This is a genomic window from Streptacidiphilus jiangxiensis, assembly GCF_900109465.1.
GTDB lineage: Bacteria > Actinomycetota > Actinomycetes > Streptomycetales > Streptomycetaceae > Streptacidiphilus > Streptacidiphilus jiangxiensis.
On sequence record NZ_FOAZ01000017.1, the window covers coordinates 193662 to 211042 of the forward strand.

General features: G+C 74.0%; 17 protein-coding genes. 9 read left to right on the forward strand and 8 right to left on the reverse strand.

Annotation, left to right across the window (positions count from 1 at the left end; all coding sequences use genetic code 11):
* The first annotated feature begins 222 nt into the window (after nucleotides 1–222).
* Nucleotides 223–660 carry a lytic transglycosylase domain-containing protein gene (locus tag BMY61_RS29120; protein WP_042443127.1) on the forward strand — a complete coding sequence of 146 codons (438 nt, stop codon included), beginning with the start codon at nucleotides 223–225 and terminating at the stop codon, nucleotides 658–660.
* On the opposite strand, the gene BMY61_RS29125 is transcribed toward BMY61_RS29120, so the two are convergent.
* From BMY61_RS29125 to BMY61_RS29135, 3 genes are all read right to left on the reverse strand, one after another.
* Nucleotides 654–1706 carry an LLM class flavin-dependent oxidoreductase gene (locus BMY61_RS29125; RefSeq protein WP_042443125.1) on the reverse strand — a complete coding sequence of 351 codons (1053 nt, stop codon included), beginning with the start codon at nucleotides 1704–1706 and terminating at the stop codon, nucleotides 654–656. The genes BMY61_RS29120 and BMY61_RS29125 overlap by 7 nt on opposite strands.
* Nucleotides 1707–1801: 95 nt before the next feature.
* Nucleotides 1802–2683 carry a diacylglycerol/lipid kinase family protein gene (locus tag BMY61_RS29130; RefSeq protein ID WP_042443120.1) on the reverse strand — a complete coding sequence of 294 codons (882 nt, stop codon included), beginning with the start codon at nucleotides 2681–2683 and terminating at the stop codon, nucleotides 1802–1804.
* Nucleotides 2680–4329: an FAD-binding oxidoreductase gene (locus tag BMY61_RS29135; RefSeq protein ID WP_042443118.1), complete on the reverse strand. Its 1650-nt coding sequence runs from the start codon at nucleotides 4327–4329 to the stop codon at nucleotides 2680–2682. Before BMY61_RS29135 ends, BMY61_RS29130 begins: the two co-directional genes overlap by 4 nt.
* 65 nt (nucleotides 4330–4394) lie before the next feature.
* On the opposite strand from BMY61_RS29135, the gene BMY61_RS29140 reads away from it, so the two are divergent.
* From BMY61_RS29140 to BMY61_RS29150, 3 genes are read left to right on the forward strand one after another with little or no spacing between them, the layout of a single operon-like run.
* Nucleotides 4395–5021, forward strand: a complete 627-nt coding sequence (locus BMY61_RS29140) for a TetR/AcrR family transcriptional regulator (RefSeq protein ID WP_042443116.1) — start codon at nucleotides 4395–4397, stop codon at nucleotides 5019–5021.
* Between the two features lie 48 nt (nucleotides 5022–5069).
* Nucleotides 5070–6620 carry a glycerol-3-phosphate dehydrogenase/oxidase gene (locus BMY61_RS29145; protein ID WP_042443475.1) on the forward strand — a complete coding sequence of 517 codons (1551 nt, stop codon included), beginning with the start codon at nucleotides 5070–5072 and terminating at the stop codon, nucleotides 6618–6620.
* 42 nt (nucleotides 6621–6662) lie between these two features.
* The gene (locus BMY61_RS29150; protein ID WP_042443114.1) at nucleotides 6663–7151 is read left to right on the forward strand and encodes a hypothetical protein; all 489 of its coding nucleotides are present in this window, start codon (nucleotides 6663–6665) and stop codon (nucleotides 7149–7151) included.
* On the opposite strand, the gene BMY61_RS29155 is transcribed toward BMY61_RS29150, so the two are convergent.
* From BMY61_RS29155 to BMY61_RS29165, 3 genes are read right to left on the reverse strand one after another with little or no spacing between them, the layout of a single operon-like run.
* Nucleotides 7131–7820, reverse strand: coding sequence for an SMI1/KNR4 family protein (locus tag BMY61_RS29155; RefSeq protein WP_042443112.1), 690 nt, complete (start codon nucleotides 7818–7820; stop codon nucleotides 7131–7133). The two genes, BMY61_RS29150 and BMY61_RS29155, sit on opposite strands and share 21 nt — an antisense overlap.
* Nucleotides 7821–7857: 37 nt before the next feature.
* Entirely contained in the window at nucleotides 7858–8598 is a 741-nt protein-coding gene (locus BMY61_RS29160; RefSeq protein ID WP_042443110.1) for a hypothetical protein, read from the reverse strand.
* A gap of 7 nt (nucleotides 8599–8605) precedes the next feature.
* Entirely contained in the window at nucleotides 8606–9022 is a 417-nt protein-coding gene (locus BMY61_RS29165; RefSeq protein ID WP_042443108.1) for a DUF5997 family protein, read from the reverse strand.
* Between the two features lie 99 nt (nucleotides 9023–9121).
* Here BMY61_RS29165 and BMY61_RS29170 point away from each other — a divergent pair, with 99 nt between their 5' ends.
* The 3 genes from BMY61_RS29170 (at nucleotide 9122) to BMY61_RS29180 (ending at nucleotide 11578) form a co-directional block, all read left to right on the forward strand.
* On the forward strand, nucleotides 9122–9919 hold the full coding sequence (locus tag BMY61_RS29170; protein ID WP_042443106.1) for a LysR family substrate-binding domain-containing protein: 798 nt from the start codon (nucleotides 9122–9124) through the stop codon (nucleotides 9917–9919).
* Nucleotides 9920–10057: 138 nt separating this feature from the next.
* On the forward strand, nucleotides 10058–10957 hold the full coding sequence (locus BMY61_RS29175; RefSeq protein ID WP_042443105.1) for an NAD(P)-dependent oxidoreductase: 900 nt from the start codon (nucleotides 10058–10060) through the stop codon (nucleotides 10955–10957).
* Between the two features lie 120 nt (nucleotides 10958–11077).
* Nucleotides 11078–11578 (forward strand): cupin domain-containing protein, encoded by a 501-nt coding sequence (locus tag BMY61_RS29180; protein WP_042443103.1) that lies wholly within the window; start codon nucleotides 11078–11080, stop codon nucleotides 11576–11578.
* Nucleotides 11579–11591: 13 nt separating this feature from the next.
* On the opposite strand, the gene BMY61_RS29185 is transcribed toward BMY61_RS29180, so the two are convergent.
* Nucleotides 11592–12617 carry a LysR substrate-binding domain-containing protein gene (locus BMY61_RS29185; protein WP_082014758.1) on the reverse strand — a complete coding sequence of 342 codons (1026 nt, stop codon included), beginning with the start codon at nucleotides 12615–12617 and terminating at the stop codon, nucleotides 11592–11594.
* Nucleotides 12618–12687: 70 nt separating this feature from the next.
* Here BMY61_RS29185 and BMY61_RS29190 point away from each other — a divergent pair, with 70 nt between their 5' ends.
* Together BMY61_RS29190 and BMY61_RS29195 are read left to right on the forward strand one after the other, a co-directional pair.
* Nucleotides 12688–13764, forward strand: coding sequence for a YeiH family protein (locus tag BMY61_RS29190; RefSeq protein WP_169791834.1), 1077 nt, complete (start codon nucleotides 12688–12690; stop codon nucleotides 13762–13764).
* Nucleotides 13765–13913: 149 nt separating this feature from the next.
* On the forward strand, nucleotides 13914–16169 hold the full coding sequence (locus BMY61_RS29195) for a HelD family protein (protein WP_042443468.1): 2256 nt from the start codon (nucleotides 13914–13916) through the stop codon (nucleotides 16167–16169).
* On the opposite strand, the gene BMY61_RS29200 is transcribed toward BMY61_RS29195, so the two are convergent.
* A complete protein-coding gene (locus BMY61_RS29200; protein ID WP_042443101.1) occupies nucleotides 16129–17319 on the reverse strand; it encodes a DUF2306 domain-containing protein in 1191 nt (396 codons plus the stop codon). The genes BMY61_RS29195 and BMY61_RS29200 overlap by 41 nt on opposite strands.
* Nucleotides 17320–17381: the final 62 nt, after the last annotated feature.

Genomic DNA, 17381 nt, shown 5'->3' on the forward strand with positions numbered 1-17381 from the left:
GACGAACACGGCACCCAGCCGGGACGGACGACACCGCGGTCCCCACGACCGCGGGCCGGGGCCGGATGCCCCCAAGGCGGGAGTACCCCGCCGCGCAGATCGATCGCGTCTCCTCGCGGTGTGCGACCGCGTGCGATCACAGCCGTCTGCGCCTTCACCGAGCGGTACCCGAACCGCGGCGCTCCCACGCCGCGACGTGCCGTTCCCTGTCTCTGGAGCAACATGAACCGCAAGGCTCGTCTGGCCACCCGTCTCGCCGTTGCCGGTGCCATCGCCGGTGGTGCCGTTCTGGGCACCGTCGGTGCCGCCAACGCCGCGACCCCGAGCTACGGCAACGACCTGGGCGGCTGGGTCGCCCAGGCCCAGTCGATCCTCGCCGCCAACGGCGACCACGTCCCGTCGGCCGCCGCCATCGAGGCCCGTGCCATGACCGAGTCCTCCGGCAACCCCGGCGCCGTCAACAACTGGGACTCCAACGCCGCCGCCGGCACCCCGTCGGAGGGTCTGATGCAGACCATCCAGCCGACCTTCGACACCTACGCGCTGCCGGGTCACACCGACATCTGGAACCCGGTCGACAACATCGTCGCCGCCGTCCGCTACGCGAACGCCACCTACGGCGCCTTCGAGAACATCGCCTACGGCACCTACGGCTACTGAGCCGCCGTCAGGCCACTTGGGCGCCAGCCCAACGCGGGGCCGAGCGACGTCGCGATGTCCGTCAGGATCTGCACGTAGTCCTCGGCCTCGAAGGTGAACGGGAGGGCGAAAGCCACCTCGTCCACCTCCCTGAAGCCCGCATGCGCGTGGAGCCGTTCGGCGATCTGCGCGCTCGGGCCCACCAGATCCGGGGCGAAGAGCAGCCGCCCCGGGCCCTGCGGCACCGCCGTCCGCGGCATCCGCTGCGCCGCGTACGCCTCGTACCTGGCCCGCTGCTCAGGAGTCGCGCTGTCGGTCGGGATGACGACCAGCCCCTGCGAGACCCGCGCCCGCGCACCCTCGGGGTGCGCCGCGCGGAACGCCCGGATCTGCTCCGCCTGGATACCCGCGAAGTCGAAGCTCCCGTCGGCCGCGGGCTCCCCCTCCGCCTTGACCACACTGCTGGTCAGCAGGTTCATCCCGTTCTGCGCGGCCCACAGCACCGAGCGGGTGCTCGCTCCGCCGTACCACATCCGCCGGATCAGGCCCGGCGCGTACGGCTCGACGCGCTCGGAGAAGACCTCGAAGCCCTCGGTGCCACCCTGGTCGCTCGCCTTCTCCCCCGCGACGAAGTCCAGCAGGCGCCGGACCCGCTCGTAGCCGAAGTCCTCCGCGTCGCCCGTGTCCGGGTAGAGCGCCTGCCGCACCTGGTCGTAGTGCATGGGCTCGCCGACGCTCACGCCCGGGTGGAGGCGGCCGCCGGAGAGCAGGTCCACCGTGGCCAGGTCCTCCGCGAGCCGCAACGGGTTCTCCCAGCCCAGCGGGATCACCGCGGTGCCCAGCTCGATCCGGCGGGTGCGCTGACTCGCCGCCGCCAGCACGGCGACCGGCGAGGAGATCCCGTACTGCAGATGCCGGTGGCGCAGCCACGCGCTGTCGAAGCCGAGGCGCTCGCCGAGCTCGATCAGCTCCAGCGTCGACTCGTGCCCGGCGCGCGGGTTCTCCCGGTCGAACAGCCCGATGGTGAGGAAGCCCAGCTTGCGCAGCGGCTCCGAAAGAGGCGGCACGACAGCCCTCCGTCCGTGGTGGTCATCGACTCGGACGAACTCGGTCCCGGACGCCATTGTTCCAGGACGGAGGACTGTTCATACGACTGCAAGAATCACGCCAGCAGCTTCAGCGCCCCCGGCAGCAGCGTGATGCGGGCCGGCAGGGTGGCGACCTCGTCGCCGTCCGCGCAGACCGGCACCGGCCGGTCCGCGTCCACGGTCACCGAGGTGCCGGTCAGCAGCGTCACCTCGGGGCGCGCGGTGTGCGTGCCCTTCTTCGCCTCGCCCATGAAGCTGACCACCTGGTGGCGCGGGCCGTCGCCGACGACCATCACGTCCAGCCGCCCGTCGTCGGGCTCGGCCGGCGGGACGATCCGCAGGCCGTGCCCGTAGGCGCCGGAGTTGGCGACGACGACGGTGTGCGCCCGGACCTCGCGCCGCTCACCGTCCACGTCGAGGGTGTAACCGGCCGCGCGCCAGCGCAGGATCGCGCGGACGGGGGCGAGCCGGTAGACCAGCAGGGCCGGCAGTCGCCGGTTGGCGTTGATGATCTGCGTGGCCAGCGAGTCGATGCCGATATAGACGTTGCCGGGCGCGATCACGCCGTTGACGTCCAGCACGTCGAACGCGCGCGGCTCGCCCTCCAGCAGCAGCCGGGCCAGCCCGGCCGGGTCCTCCGGCAGGCCGAGCCGCCAGGCGAGGTCGTTCCCGCGCCCGGCCGGCACCATGCCCATCGTGCCCTCGCCGCGCACCACCCCGTCGGCGACGTCGCGGACCATGCCGTCGCCTCCGACGGCGACCACGACGTCACCACGCTCGGCGGCCTGCCGGGCGACGGTGACGGCGTGCTCCCGGCTCTGCGTCGGGATCGCCCGGACCGTCGCGCCGGCCGCGAGCAGCCGCTCGGCGACCGGCTGCCAGTGCTCGAAGCCGTGCCCGCCACCGGAGATGGGGTTGACGACGGCGGTGAAGGAGCGCCCTTGTGGCCCGGTCACGGGGTCACCGCCGCGTCGCCACGCAGCGGGAGGTTCTCGATGAGCACACCGGGGTTGAGCACCCCGGCCGGGTCCAGGGCGTGCTTGACGGCCTGCAGCGCGTCGACGGCCAGCGGGCCGATCTCCTCCGCGTAGGTGGCCCGGTGGTCGGTGCCGACGCCGTGGTGGTGGGTGATCGCCGCGCCGCAGGAGCGGATCGCCGCGTTGGCGGCGGCCTTGGCAAGGCCCCACTGGGCGACCGGGTCCTCGGTCTGCGCGCAGGCGACGGTGAAGTAGAGCGAGGCGCCGGTCTCGTACAGGTGCGAGATGTGGCACAGCACGAGCGGCGGGGTCCCCTGGCCGCTGAGCGAGTCCGTCAACGCCTCGGTGACGGCGGCGCGCAGCGCGTGCAGGTTGGACCAGAAGGTGACGGTCTCCAGCGTCTCGATCAGCACGCCCTCGTCGAGCAGCGGGTCGCGCAGGTAGGGGGCGCGGTAGCGGCCCTTGCGCCAGCTCTCGCCGCCCTCGGTGCCGAGCAGCTCGCCGCCCGCGTCGCGCAGCACGGCCGTGGCTCCGGCTCGGCGGGCCTCGACGTCGGCCGCGGTGCCCTCGTAGCCGGCGACGGCCAGGCAGCCGCCGGGACCGCCGCCGAACATGGCGGCCGGGTCGGCGAGGTTGATGCCGGTCTCGGCCTCGTCGGACAGGCGCAGCACGGTGGGCTCGGGGCCGTCCTGGACCAGGCGGCGCAGCGCGGTGGCGCCGGTCTCGAAGTCGGGGAAGCGCCACGACTCGAAGACGCGCACCTCGGGCCTGGGCCGCACCCGGACGGTGACGGAGGTGATCACACCGAGGGTGCCCTCGGAGCCGAGGACCAGCTGCCGCAGGTCCGGCCCGGCGGCCGACTTGGGGGCGGTGCCGAGCTCGACGGTGCCGCGCGGGGTGGCCAGGGTGAGGCCGACGACCATCTCGTCGAAGCGTCCGTACCCGGCCGAGGACTGCCCGGCGGAGCGGGCCGCGGCGTAGCCGCCGATGCTGGCGCCCTCGTAGGACTGCGGGAAGTGGCCGAGGGTGAAGCCCTCGGCGCCGAGCGCCGCCTCGACCGCCGGGCCGCGCAGGCCGGCCTGGAGCGTGGCGGTACGGGAGACCGGGTCGATCGCGAGCACGCTGTCGAGCCGCTTGAGGTCGAGCGCGACGACGCCCGCATAGCCCTCGCGGACCGGCGCGAGTCCGCCGACGACGGAGGTACCGCCCGAGTACGGGACGACGGCCACGCGGTACCGGCTGCACAGCTGGAGCAGCGTCACCACCTCGTCGTGCGTGGCCGGGTAGAGCACGGCGTCCGGCGCGTCGGAGGCGTCACCGGACCGCGCCTTGAGCAGGTCCGGGGTGGACCAGCCGCGGGTGTGCGCGAGGCGGGCCTCGTGGGCGGCGCTCACGTGCTCCTCGCCGACGACGGCGGCGAGCTCGGCGAGGGTCGCGGCGTCGAGGGCGACGGCGGGCAGCTCGATCTGCGCGGGGTCCAGGGCGGGTGCGGGCTGCTTGACGCCGAAGGCGGCAAGCGTCTCCTTGGCCGCCTCGGGCAGGTGCGTGGCGTGCGCCGGGTCGCCCCAGCGGAAGGGGTGGAACGCCACCACGGGCAGGTCGTTCTCGGACGCGGACTGGGTCATCCAGATTCCTCGGGCTCGTCTCGTCGCTGGCGGGCCGGAGGCTCGCTGATACACTTCTACATGTGATGTCGCAGCGAATCAACAACACGGGCGAGCTCAGGGCCGCCAACGCCATCCCCGAGGAGCAGATCCTCGACGCGGCCCACCGCCTGCTGCTCACCATCGGCCCGCAGCGGATGACCATGGCCGACCTGGCCCGCCAGGCCGGCGTCTCCCGCGCCACGCTCTACCGGCGCTGGGGCTCGGTGCGCGAGGTCCTGGCCACGCTGACCATCCGGGCCTGGACCGAACTCGCCGAGCAGGCCTTCCCCGCCGAGGCGCGGGCCGAGGTCACCCGCGCGCAGATCGTCGACGGCGTGGTCACCCTCGCCCGCAGCATCCGCACCCACCCCCTGCTGCGGACGATCGTCGAGACCGACCCCGAGTTCCTCACCCCCTACCTGCTGAACCGGCGCGGCACCAACACCGACCACCAGCTCGCCCTGCTGGAGCTCGCCCTCGCCGCAGGCATGGCCGACGGCTCGGTCCGCCGGGAGGACCCGACGGTCCTGGCCCAGGCGGTCCTGCTCACCACCTGGTCGTTCACCCTCACCGGCCCCGTCCTGGCGGGCGCCGCCGACGGCACGGGCCCGGCCGTGGACCGCCTCGACGACGAACTGCGGCACCTGCTCGACCGCTACCTCGCCCCCTGACGCTCCCGCTTCCCACCCCGGCCCGGCAGACAGGACCCTCGCGTGACCATGCAGCAGCACAGCCACTCCGCCTCCCTGAACGCCGCCCGCCGCGCCCGGGACCTCGCCGCGCTGCGGGAGGCCGCCGGCCGTCCCGGCCCGGCCGTCGACGTGCTGGTCATCGGCGGCGGCGTCACCGGCGCGGGCGTCGCGCTGGACGCCGCCTCGCGCGGCCTGTCCGTCGTCCTGGCGGAGAAGCACGACCTCGGCTTCGGTACCAGCCGGTGGAGCTCCAAGCTGGTCCACGGCGGTCTGCGCTACCTCGCGTCCGGCGCCGTCGGCATCGCGCACGAGAGCGCCGTCGAGCGCGGCGTGCTGATGGAGCGGACGGCCCCGCACCTGGTCCGCGCCCTGCCGCAGGTCGTCCCGCTGCTGCCCGGCACCGGCGCCTCCGGCGCCGCCCTGGTCCGCACCGGCTTCCTCGCCGGCGACGCGCTGCGGATCGCCGCCCGCACGCCCTCCGCCACACTGCCGCGCTCGCGCCGCCTCTCCCGCGCGGAGGTGCTGCGTTACGCGCCGACCGTCGAGGCCGCCGGGCTGCGCGGCGGCCTGGTCTTCTGGGACGGCCAGCTCACCGACGACGCACGCCTGGTGACCGCGCTCGCCCGCACCGCGGCCGCGCACGGCGCACAGGTCCTGACCCGATGCGCCGTCAGCGACGCCTCCGGCAACGGCGCGACACTGACCGACACGCTCACCGGCGAGAGCATTCCGGTCCGGGCGGCCATGGTCGTCAACGCGGCCGGTGTGTGGAGCGGCGAGGTCGCCCCCGCCATCACCCTGCGACCAAGCCGGGGCACGCATCTGGTGTTCCGCCAGGAGTCCTTCGGCGGGCTGACGGCCGGGCTGACCATCCCGATCCCCGGCGAGACCAACCGCTTCGTCTTCGCCCTCCCCGCCCCCGACGACCGCGTCTACGTCGGCCTGACGGACGAGGAGGCCCCCGGCCCGATCCCGGACGTCCCCGAGGCGACGGACGCCGAGGTCGACTTCCTGCTGCGCACCCTCAACACCGCGCTGCGGTCGCCGCTCTCACGCGAGGACGTCATCGGCACCTTCGCGGGCCTGCGCCCGCTGCTGGACACCGGCTCGGGCCGCACCGCCGACGTCTCCCGCAAGCACGCGGTACTGACCACCCCTGACGGCCTGGTCACCGTCGTCGGCGGCAAGCTCACCACCTACCGCCGCATGGCCGAGGACGCCCTCGACGCGGCCCTCGCGGCACACGGCCGCACCGCGGCCCCCTGCCGCACCCGCAACCTCCCGCTGGTCGGCGCCGCCGACCGCGCCACCCTCTCCCACGTCGCCGCACCGCTGCGCCTCGTGCAGCGTTACGGGACCGAGGCCGTCGACGTCCTCGCCGAGGCGGCGGGCGACCCGAAGCTCCTGGAGCCCATCGCCCCGGGCACCCGGACCACCATGGCCGAACTCCTCTACGCCGTCCGGCACGAGGGCGCGCTCGACACCGGTGACCTCCTCGACCGCCGCACCCGCATCGGCCTCTCCCCCGAGACCCGCGCCGCCGCACTGGCCGCCGCGGAGTCGGCGCTCGCGGGGTAACCCCGTCGACACCGCCCGAACCTTCACCCCACGATGGCGGGCATGACCACGCCCGACGAAGCCGCAGCAGGACTCCGGAGCACCGCCACGCTCTGGAGCAACGGCCGCTGCCCGGCCGCCGCCCTCGCGGACGCGGCCTGCGACGCCCTGGTCGCAGGCCTGGACACCCCTGGGTTGCGTGAGCTGGCCGCGGTCAACCACCGCGACGCGGACTACGACGTCCCACGCCTGCTCCCCACCGCCATGAAGGAGTTGGGGCTCACGCTGCACCCGCACGGCAGCCCTGCCGCCCAGGAGTCCTGGGCTCGCCTCCTCGCCGCGGACACCCTCGCCGGACGGCTCACGCCGCGTGAGCTCGCCGACGAGATTCACCTGCAGTTCGGCCACCGCCTGCCCCCGGCCGAAACGCTGGCGTCCCTGAGCGACGAGTACCACCAGCTGGAGTACACCGGCCGCACCGCCGCATCCGTCGACGCCGAGGTGCTCGCCGAGGCCCGCCGCCTCGCCGGCTCAGCAGGCGGAGAAGCCTGACACCCGCCCCTCGAAGTACTCCAGCGCCGCCTCCGACCGGGCGCGGACGTAGAGGAAGCAGCCGCCGACCTCCCGTACGAGCACGTCCGGGCCGACGAACCAACGGGTGTCGTAGCTGAACGCGGGGAGCTCCGTGCACCACGTCGTCAGATGCTCGGCGTCCGCACTCGAATCCGAGAAGCCCGTGCAGCCGGCACTCGTCAGTACCTCGGACATCACCAGGTTCAGACAGGAGGCCTGGAGCCCGGCATCCCACGACTCCCACCGCTCCTGGGACTTGTCGGCCAAATCCGCCCTGACGACCGCGGCCGGATTCTCCTGGTCAAGGTCGTCGACCAGGACACCCCACACGCAGCAACCCTGGTTCTCCGTCCGGAAGACCAGCGCGCCGTCGACGACGCGCAGCTCGCCCGGCGCCATCAGCGGGTGCTCGTTGCGCGTCAGGTCGTCCCGACGGCCGAGCAGCGAGTAGAGATCCCGCAGGGCCACCGGGATCGGGACGCCCAACCGCTCCTCCGCTGCGGTCAGTTCGGCCTCGGTGCACCCGTCGCCGGGCTGGAGCGGCCGCTCGGCCCAGTGGGCCACGAAGTCCGTGAGGAACGAGCGGGCCTCCGCCCGGTCGCGCAGGGCGGCCGGGAGGCGGGCGGCGAGGTCGAAGGTGTCCGTCATAGGCCCGCACCCTACGGCGCGGGTCCGACAGCTCCCGTCAGCTGCGGGGCGGGAGCTCGATCCAGAGGGCCTCGGCTTCGCCGATGAGGTGGCCGGTGCTGCCGTAGAGCGCCGTGACGGTGCTGTACTTGCGGCCGTCCTGGGCGATCAGGCGGGCCGTGACGACGCACGGTTCGCCGACGGACGGGGTGCCGTGCACGGTCGCGGTGATGCGGCCGAGGACGACGTCGCGGGTCTCGAGGTCGATCGTCCAGGCGCCCGGGCAGTCGAGCGCCGCCCACACGAACTCCCGGCGGACGGTGACGCCGTCCGGGCCCGCGAGGGACGCCTCCGGCGTCCAGGTGCAGGCGTGGAGGCCGGCGCCACCTGCGACCGCGCCCGCGGACAGGTGCAGGCCCGGGGCCTCGCCGCGGCCGGTGCCGCAGGCGAAGCAGCCCGGGAACGGGTGCCGGGCCAGGCCGCGGTAGTCCTGCTCCGCCGCCTTGGCCGCCTCGAACGGGACGGGCTCGGGCGTGCCCAGCCCGGCCAACGCCGCCGGGGCCGCCTCGCCGATCAGGAGGTCGTCGTGGTGCAGCACGACGCCCCCGGCGTCGGTCACGGTGACGGTCATCGGCGTGTCCAGCGGCGGCGGCTTGCGCAGCGACACCACCGCGGACGCCGGCGCGCCCGGCAGGCGGCCGGCGAGCGCGCCGGCGAAGTACCCGCCGTTGGCCGAACCGGGCGGGCCGTTGAAGAGCGGCGGAACGATCAGATCGGCTGTGGCGACGGGCTCGGTCATCTGCCGGTCACTCGCCCTGCGGCTTCGCGGCGCGGCGCACGGCGTCCGCGGCCTGCTTCTCCTTGATCCGCACGGTCTCCTTGCGGACCTCCGCCTGCGTGTCCCGCTCCAGCTGCAGCCAGCGCGGGTTCTCGGTCTTGATGGCCTCGATCTCGTCGGTGGTGAGCGGCTCGCCCAGGCCGTTGCGCAGCAGGCCGGAGACGGAGACGCCGAGCTTGGCGGCCACCACCGGGCGCGGGTGCGGGCCGTTGCGGCGCAGGTCGGCAAGCCACTGCGGCGGGTCCGCCTGCATGGCGTTGAGCTCGTCCCGCGAGACGACGCCCTCCTGGAACTCGGCCGGGGTGGCCCCGAGGAACACGCCGAGCTTCTTCGCCGCCGTGGCGGGCTTCATCGTCTGGGTCGTCTTGGGCTTGCTCGCAGTCATGCGTCAAGGGTAGCGAGCGTGGGACACCCCTGGTCACAGCCACCGCTGCAGCACGGTGCCGGAGCCGACGGCGCGTCGCTCCCCCGGTAATCTGGCCACGTGACCGAGACGCCCGCTTCCTCCGCCTTCCGCCTCGCCTACGTCCCGGGCGTGACGCCCGCCAAGTGGGCGCGGGTCTGGACCGATCGGCTCCCGGAGACCCCGCTCGACCTGGTCCTCGTCCAGGCCGGGGCCGCCGAGCCCGCGGTGCGTTCGGGTGACGCGGACGCGGGCCTGGTCCGCCTGCCCGTCGACAAGACGGACCTGCACGCGATCCCCCTCTACACCGAGACGACCGTCGTGGTGATGCCGAAGGACCACCGCCTCGCGGAAGCCGCCGAGGTGCCGGTGGCCGAGCTCGCCGAGGAACTGGTGCTGCACCCGCAGGACGACGTGCTGGGCTGGGACGGGCAGCCGCCCGGCCAGGCGGCCAAGGAGCGGCCGGAGACGACCAAGGACGCCCTGGAGCTGGTCGCGGCCGGTATCGGCGTCGTGCTGGTGCCGCAGTCGCTGGCCCGCCTGCACCACCGCCGCGACCTCACCTACCGGCCGGTCCCCGAGGGCGACGCGCCGCAGTCGCAGATCGCGCTCGCCTGGCGACAGGACCGCGGTTCGGAGCTGGTCGAGGAGATGATCGGCATCGTCCGCGGCCGCACCGTCAACAGCTCGCGCGGCAGCACGGCGACGGCCGCCGCCAACCAGGCGCCGAAGCAGAAGCCGTCCGGCCGCAAGCCGGCTTCGTCGCAGCCCCAGCAGAAGCAGCAGTCGAAGCAACAGCCGAAGCAGCGGCAGCAGAAGCCCGCGGCCCGCGGCGGCAAGCCGGGCGCGAAGGGCGGCCGCTCCGGCCGCCGCGGCTGAGCGGAATTCCGAATTCCTCCCGCATCGGGGTGACGGGCGAACGACTGATCGAGTCCGAACCGAAAAAAGAACCGGTGGCTCCGAATTCTGGCTAGATTACGGCTCGGAAACGGCGGAACGATCACGGGAGCGACGCGCATGACACAGGCCGACGGGACGACGGACCGCACGGTGGGCTTCGTCGGGCTGGGCGCGATGGGCCGCGCCATGGCCGGCAGGCTGCTGGGGGCCGGGTACGGCGTGCGGGTGTGGAACCGCTCCCCCGAGTCCGTCGCGACACTGGTCGCGCAGGGCGCGGAGGCGGCACCGGACCCGGCCGGGGCGTTCGCGTGCGAGGTGGTCTTCTCCATGCTCGCGGACGACCGTGCCGTGGAGCTGTTGCTCGACCCGGCGCTGCTGCGCGGGGCCCGACCGGGCCTGGTGCACGTGAACATGGCCACCGTCTCGGTCGAGCTCGCCAAGCGAGCCGCCGCCGTCCACGCGGACCACGGCGTCGGCTATGTCGCCGCGCCGGTGCTCGGACGGCCGCCCGTCGCCGAGGCCGGGCAGCTGACCGTCCTCGCGGCGGGTGCGGCGAAGACGCTCGACCGCGTCGAGCCACTGCTGTCCGTGCTCGGACGCCGCGTCTGGCGGCTGGGCGCGGAACCGCACCTGGCCAACGCGCACAAGCTGGCCGCGAACTACCTGATCGCCTGTGCCATCGGCGCGATGGCGGAGGCCGCCGCACTCGTCGACGCGGTCGGCGGCGAGCCCGCCGACCTGATCGGCGTGATCACCGACAGCATCCTGCCGGGCCCCGTCCACACCGGTTACGGCACGATGATCGCCGACCGCCGCTACGAGCCCGCCGGGTTCCGCGCCGCGCTCGGGCTGAAGGACGTGAACCTCGCGCTGACGGCCGGCGCGGAGGTGAACGTCCCGCTCCCCCTCGGCGGCGTGCTGCGCGACGCCCTCCTCGACGCGCTCGCGCACGGTGACGGGGACCGCGACTGGGCCGTCCTGGCCGAGGTCGCCCGGCGCCACGCAGGCCTGGCCTGACCCGCACGGACACGGCGAGTGGCCCAGACGATCTCGTCCGGATTGGCCCTGCCCGTCGGGCCACTCACGCGGGAAGACTGTCGGTGAGCGACCGAGCAGCGCGATCCGAAGGAGCCCGCCATGTCCTACCCTCCCGCCCGCTACCTGGACGAGTCCGGCCAGGTCAGCGCGACGCTGCGGCGGGCCGACGCCGCACCCGACCTGCTGATCGGCACCCGCACCCAGGTGCACCACCTCGCCACCGGCGCCTCGACGGACGGCCGGTTCGGCCTCTACCGCTGGGACATGAGCGCCGACCGCACGGGCGGTCCGAGCGGGCACTTCCACCGGACCATGTCGGAGTCGTTCTTCGTCCTGGAGGGCACCGTCTCGCTCTACAACGGTGACGCGTGGGTCGACGCCGGCGCGGGCGACTTCCTCCACGTGCCGCCGGGCGGCATCCACGCGTTCAACAACGACTCCGGCGCCCCCGCGTCGATGCTCGTCCTCTTCACTCCCGGCGCCCCGCGCGAGGCCTACTTCGAGTCGCTCGCCGAGATCACCGCGAGCGGCCGCACACTCACCGACGAGGAGTGGCTCGAGCTCTGGGCCCGCCACGACCAGTACCCCGCGAAGGCCTGAGCAGACGCACGCCCTACCCCTCGTCGCGACGGGAGCGGGAGGAGCGCCGGGCCACGTCCAGCAGGAGCCTGGCCGGCGCCGTGAGCTCGGTGCCGCTGCGCCAGACCGCGCGCAGGACGCGACTGAGCGCCACCTCCGGCGCCACGGGCACCTCGACCAGCCGCCCTGCGGTGAGATCGTCGGCCACCGCCAACAGCGACAGGACCGCCGGGGCCGCGCCCTGCGCCGCCGCGCTGCGCAGCGGGCCCGTCGCCCCGAGCTCCAGCACCGGCACGGACGGCCCGACCCACGGCCGCAACGCGCGCTCCAGGGTGTCGCGCGTGCCGGAGCCGGGCTCGCGCAGCAGCAGCGGCGTCTCGGCCAGCTCGGCGCCGGAGACGGGCGTGCCGCGCCGCGCCCACGGGTGGTCCGGGGCGGTCACCACGGCCAGCCGGTCCCGCCCGACCGCGAGCGAACGCAGGTCGCGCGGGACGAACGGGCCCTCGATGAACCCGAGGTCGGCCTCGCCGTGCCGCAAGGCCTCGATCACCTGGTGGCTGTTGGTGACCCGCAGCCCGACGTGCGTCGCGGGGCTGAGTCGGCGCAGGCTCACCAGCCAACCGGGCAACAGCTGTTCGGCCAGGGTCAGGCTCGCGGCGAGGCGCAGTTCGCCACGCTGCTGCGCCTGCAGCGCGGCGAGGCCCTCCGCCAGCACATGGGCCTGCTCCAGCACCCCTCGCGCCCAGTCGGTGACGACGAGCCCCGCGTCGGTCAGCCGTGACCCCTGCCGTGAGCGGTCCAGCAGTTGCAGCGCGAGCTTGCGCTCCAGGGTGCGCAGCCGCGCGCTCGCGGCCGGCTGGGTGATCTGCTGCTGGGCCGCCGCTCGCCCGATGCTCCCCGTGTCGGCCACGGCGACGAGCAACTCCAGCGTCTCCAGGTCCGGCAGCCGCCGCGACGCCGGCGTCCGCGCGGCGGCCGCGCCGCCGGCCGGTCCGCCCAGGGGATCGCCCGGCCCGTGCCGTTGCGCCGCGTGGTCGTCGGTCGCATGGTCGTCGGTCATAGGGAAACCCTATGACGTGCCACCGGGTTTTCGGCTACCGCCTCCACCGCCACCGCCCAAGAGTGGTCTCGTGACGATCATCCCCGCGCGCCTCGGTCAGAGCCCGACCACCCCCTCGCGGCTCTCCGAGCGCCTCACCGCCGCACGCGCGAACGTCGGCAGGACGGCGCCCGGACTGGTCGCGGCGGGGGCGGCCGTCGCCGTCGCCGAGGGCGTGAGCCACCTGGTGCCGGCCGTCTCTCCGATGACCGCCGCCGTGGCGCTGGGCGTCCTCGCGGGCAACCTGCGGGCGGGAGACGTCCGGGCGCTGCCCGCCGCCACCCGGCCGGGCCTCGCGGTCGCCGCCAAGCGGGTGATGCGGCTGGCGGTCGTCCTGCTCGGGCTGAAGCTCGCCCTGAGCGACGTGCTGTCGCTGGGCTGGCCGACCCTCGTACTGGTGTGCGCGGTCGTCGCCGCGACCTTCTTCGGCACCCAGTGGCTGGGGCGCAAGGCCGGCCTGCCGGGCGACCAACCGCTGCTGATCGCCACCGGCTTCTCGATCTGCGGTGCCTCCGCCGTCGCGGCGATGAACGGCGTCACCGAGAGCGAGGAGCGCGACACCGTCACCGCCGTCGCGCTGGTCACGCTCTGCGGCACCCTCGCGATCGCCGTGCTGCCGCTGCTGCACCACCCGCTCGGCCTCACCGACCTTCAGTTCGGCCGCTGGACCGGCGCGAGCGTGCACGACGTGGGCCAGGTCGTCGCGATCGGCCAGACGGCGGGCGCCGCCGCGCTCGGGCAGGCGGTCGTGGTCAAACTGATGCGCGTCGCCCTGCTCGCCCCGCTGGTGACCGGTGTCGCGCTGGTGCGGTCCCGCCGCGCGGGTGGGACCGCGGCGGGCGAGAAGCGTCCGGCGGCGTTGCCGCTGTTCCTGGTCGGCTTCCTGGCCTGCATGGCGCTGCGCAGCACCGGGTGGCTCTCGGCCGGGTTCGTCGACACCGCGAACCAGATCGACGAGCTGCTGATGGCAGGCGCGCTCTTCGCCCTGGGCAGCACCGTCGACGTGCGGAACCTGCTGCGGACCGGCCGCCGGGCCCTGCTGGTCGGGCTGGCCTCGTGGATGCTGATCGCGGCCGTCTCCTACGCGGGCGTCCTGCTCACGACCTGAAAAACACAAAAGACCGGGATTGCATCCCGGTCTTTCCGCTCGTATATTGAGAGATTCCTCGTCAGTTCTCATGACCACGGGTCGAGAAAGTCGAGGAATCTTTACGGTTTCACTATATCCGAGCGGGAGCGGCTTTGTCAAACGACGGAATTCGCCAGGAACAGGAATTCATCGACCTGCTCCGCGCACGTCTGGGCGCGCTGGAGGCGCAGGCCGAGTCCGCCGTCCAGGCCGCGCTGGGCCAGGAGGTGACCAACGCTCAGACCCGTCTCGAACGCGACGTGCGCGTTGCCGAGAACTCCGGGCTGCTCGCCGCCTACGCCTCCGGTGAGCACGGCCTCTGCTTCGGCCGGCTGGTCTTCCGCGACGGCGCCGACCACCACATCGGCCGCCTCGGCATTCGCGCGGACGACGAGGAGCGCACGCCGCTCGTCGTGGACTGGCGCGCCGACATCGCACGCCCCTTCTACCTCGCCACCGGTTACGAGCCGATGGGCCTGCGGCGCCGACGGCACATCACCACCGAGCGCAACCGGGTCACCGCCCTGCACGACGAGATCCTCGACCTCGGCGACGCCGAGCGCTCCGGGTTCGAGGGCTCGGACGCCGACGACGTGCTGCTGGCCGCCCTCGACGCCGCCCGCACCGGCCGCATGCACGACATCGTGCAGACCATCCAGGCCGAGCAGGACCGCATCATCCGCGCCCCGCACCACGGCGTCCTCGTCGTCGAGGGCGGCCCCGGCACCGGCAAGACGGCCGTGGCCCTGCACCGCGCCGCCTACCTCCTCTACGCCCAGCGCGAGCTGCTGGCCCGCCGCGCGGTGCTGATCGTCGGCCCCAACCCCGCCTTCCTCGCCTACATCGGCCAGGTGCTGCCCTCCCTCGGTGAGACCGGCGTCCTGCTGGCCACCCCCGCCGAACTCTTCCCCGGTGTCCGCGCCACCGGCACCGACACCCCGGCCGCCGCCGCGGTCAAGGGCGCCGCCGCCATGGCCGACGCGCTCGCCGCGCACCTGCGGGACCTGCAGGCGCTGCCCGATCCGGCGCTCGTGGTCGAGCACGACGACGGCGTGCTGATCCTCACCCGGGAGATCGCCGCCGCCGCGCGCGAGCGCGCCCGCGCCACGCAGCTGCCGCACAACCTCGCCCGCCCGCACTTCGCCTTCGCCGTCATCGACGCGCTCACCGAGCAGTTGGTCGAGCGCCTCGGCCACGACCCGTTCGGCGACGAGAACCTGCTCGGCCCCGACGACCAGGCGCTGATCGGCAAGGCCGTCGCCGCGAGCGCGGCCGTCCACGCCGCCATCGACGAACTGTGGCCGCAGCTCACCCCCGAGCAGTTCCTCGCCGACTACCTGGAGGAGCCGACCCACCTCCCGCCCGCCGACGCCGAGGCCGTCCGCCGCCCGCACGACTCCCGTCCCGAACTCCCCGCCCGCTGGGAGTGGACCCCGGCGGACGTACCGCTGCTCGACGAGGCGGCGGAGCTGCTGGGCGAGGACGACTCGGCCCGCCGCGCGGCGGAGGAGGCGCTGCGGCAGGAACAGATCGCCTACGCGCAGGGCGTGCTGGACCTCTCCTACGGCTCCCGCACGCAGGAGTTCGAGGACCGCGACGACGAGGACTCCGAGTACCTCGCCGCCCACGACCTCATCGACGCCGAGCGCCTGGCGGACCGTCAGGAGGAGGTCGACCACCGGACCGCGGCGGAGCGCGCCGCGGCCGACCGCACCTGGGCCTTCGGTTACGTGATCGTCGACGAGGCACAGGAGCTGTCGCCGATGGCCTGGCGTCTGCTGATGCGCCGTTGCCCGACCCGTTCGATGACCCTGGTCGGCGACCCCGCCCAGACCAGCGAACCGGCCGGCTGCGGCAGTTGGGACGCGGCGCTCAGTCCGCACGTCGCCGACCGCTGGCAGCGCGTGGTCCTGGACGTCAACTACCGCACCCCCGCCGAGATCATGGACACGGCCGCGGCGGTCCCCCGCACCGCGGACCCGTCGTTCACCCCGCCTCGCTCCGTGCGCAGCACGGGCGTGCGGCCGTGGGCGCTGAACGTCCCGACAGCCGAGGAGCTGCCCGGCGCGGTGGCGAAGGCGGTCGCCGAACACACCGCGCCGGATCGGCGGCTGGCCGTGATCGCCCCCGAAGCCGAGCTGGACGCCCTGGCAGCGGTAGTGCCCGAAGCCGCGCGGGGCGTGTCACCGGACCTGACCCAGCCGGTCGTGCTGCTCGCTCCGGCGCAGGCGAAGGGGCTGGAGTTCGACACGGTGCTCGTCGTGGAGCCGGACGGCTTCGGGGCGAACGAGCTCTACGTGGCACTCACCCGGGCGACGCAGCGGATGGGGGTGCTGCACACCGCTACGCTGCCGTTCGGGCTGGAGTTGGAGACGGTCCGCTGACGTCGCGCGCCCGTGTGATCTCCCGGGCGACCAGTGCGCGCAGGCCCACCACCGCGGTCGCCCAGAAGGCGAGGACGCCGCAGCCGATCGCGGCTCCCGCCGCGACCGCGGTGGTCTGGTCGACGCCCAGCGCACGCTGGAACGGCACGACGCAGGCGGCCGAGAAGACCGGAGCGAGGCACAGGGCGACAAGGTGGATCCGCCACTCCTCGCCCGCCCAGCTCCGGCCGTTCCGACGTGCGACGAGGATGCGCCACGTCATCAGCGCGGCGGTCGCCCCGAACGGGACGAGGTATCCGAGCACCAGGCGGTGGTTCTGCGCGCCGCCGGCGGCCAGCAGCGACGAGGTGAGCCACCCCAGCGCGGCCGCCCCGACGAGCGCGGCCGCGGCCAGGACCCACCACGGCACCCAACTGCGCCCCATCCCGGCCAGTTCCTCCCGGCGGTCCAGCCGCCGGGACGCGACCAGCGCGCCGACCGCGACCAGCGAGCCGAGGTGCATGACGGCGATCTGGTTGATCTGCGTCATCGGGATGCCCGGGAACAGCACGGGCAGCGCGCCCCACTCGAAGCGCAGCAGCGGCGCGGTCATCAGGAACGCGTAGCACAGCAGCATCCAGCGCTGGTGGATCTCCGGCATGCGCTGGACGGCGGCCACGATCCCGAAGGTGACGCTGAAGACCGTGCCGACGAGGATGGTCGCCAGCACGATCCAGAAGGCGGGGCCGCTGAACGCGTCGCGCGGGGCGGTGCGGAGCAGGTAGATCGCGGCGCCGGCCATGCAGACGTAGACGGTGACGGCGAAGACCACGCCCAGCGTGCGGTGGAGGCGGGCCCGGCGCCGCACCGCGGTGAGGAGTTGGAGGGGCCCGAGCAGCATCAGCAGGCCGCCGAGCACCGAGTGGACGATCAGCGCGGCAAGGCTGTGGTCATAGGGCTTGATCCGGGTGGCGAGCGCGTCGGCAACGTAGCGGGGGCTGGTGAGGTGAGCGAGGAAGGACTCACCGATGGCGGGCGCGCCCGGGTGGGCGTAGGGCCACAGTTCGGTCATGGCGATCGGGGCGTAGCCGATGCCGACGGCGATGACGACGATCGCCGCCAGGCGTCCCCAGCTGACACCGGTCCTGGCCCGGCTCGTAGGACGGTTCACGGCGGCCCCCTCGCGCGCTCGATAGTCCTTCCTGGACTATCGAGAAGGTAGGGCGGAACCAG

Bases quoted from the DNA above. Each gene is read 5' to 3' on its own strand.
- BMY61_RS29120 (WP_042443127.1), top strand. From the start codon at position 223: ATGAACCGCAAGGCTCGTCTGGCCACCCGTCTCGCCGTTGCCGGTGCC.
- BMY61_RS29135 (WP_042443118.1), bottom strand. From the start codon at position 4,329: ATGACCCAGTCCGCGTCCGAGAACGACCTGCCCGTGGTGGCGTTCCAC.
- BMY61_RS29140 (WP_042443116.1), top strand. From the start codon at position 4,395: ATGTCGCAGCGAATCAACAACACGGGCGAGCTCAGGGCCGCCAACGCC.
- BMY61_RS29145 (WP_042443475.1), top strand. From the start codon at position 5,070: ATGCAGCAGCACAGCCACTCCGCCTCCCTGAACGCCGCCCGCCGCGCC.
- BMY61_RS29150 (WP_042443114.1), top strand. From the start codon at position 6,663: ATGACCACGCCCGACGAAGCCGCAGCAGGACTCCGGAGCACCGCCACG.
- BMY61_RS29155 (WP_042443112.1), bottom strand. From the start codon at position 7,820: ATGACGGACACCTTCGACCTCGCCGCCCGCCTCCCGGCCGCCCTGCGC.
- BMY61_RS29160 (WP_042443110.1), bottom strand. From the start codon at position 8,598: ATGACCGAGCCCGTCGCCACAGCCGATCTGATCGTTCCGCCGCTCTTC.
- BMY61_RS29165 (WP_042443108.1), bottom strand. From the start codon at position 9,022: ATGACTGCGAGCAAGCCCAAGACGACCCAGACGATGAAGCCCGCCACG.
- BMY61_RS29175 (WP_042443105.1), top strand. From the start codon at position 10,058: ATGACACAGGCCGACGGGACGACGGACCGCACGGTGGGCTTCGTCGGG.
- BMY61_RS29180 (WP_042443103.1), top strand. From the start codon at position 11,078: ATGTCCTACCCTCCCGCCCGCTACCTGGACGAGTCCGGCCAGGTCAGC.
- BMY61_RS29185 (WP_082014758.1), bottom strand. From the start codon at position 12,617: ATGACCGACGACCATGCGACCGACGACCACGCGGCGCAACGGCACGGG.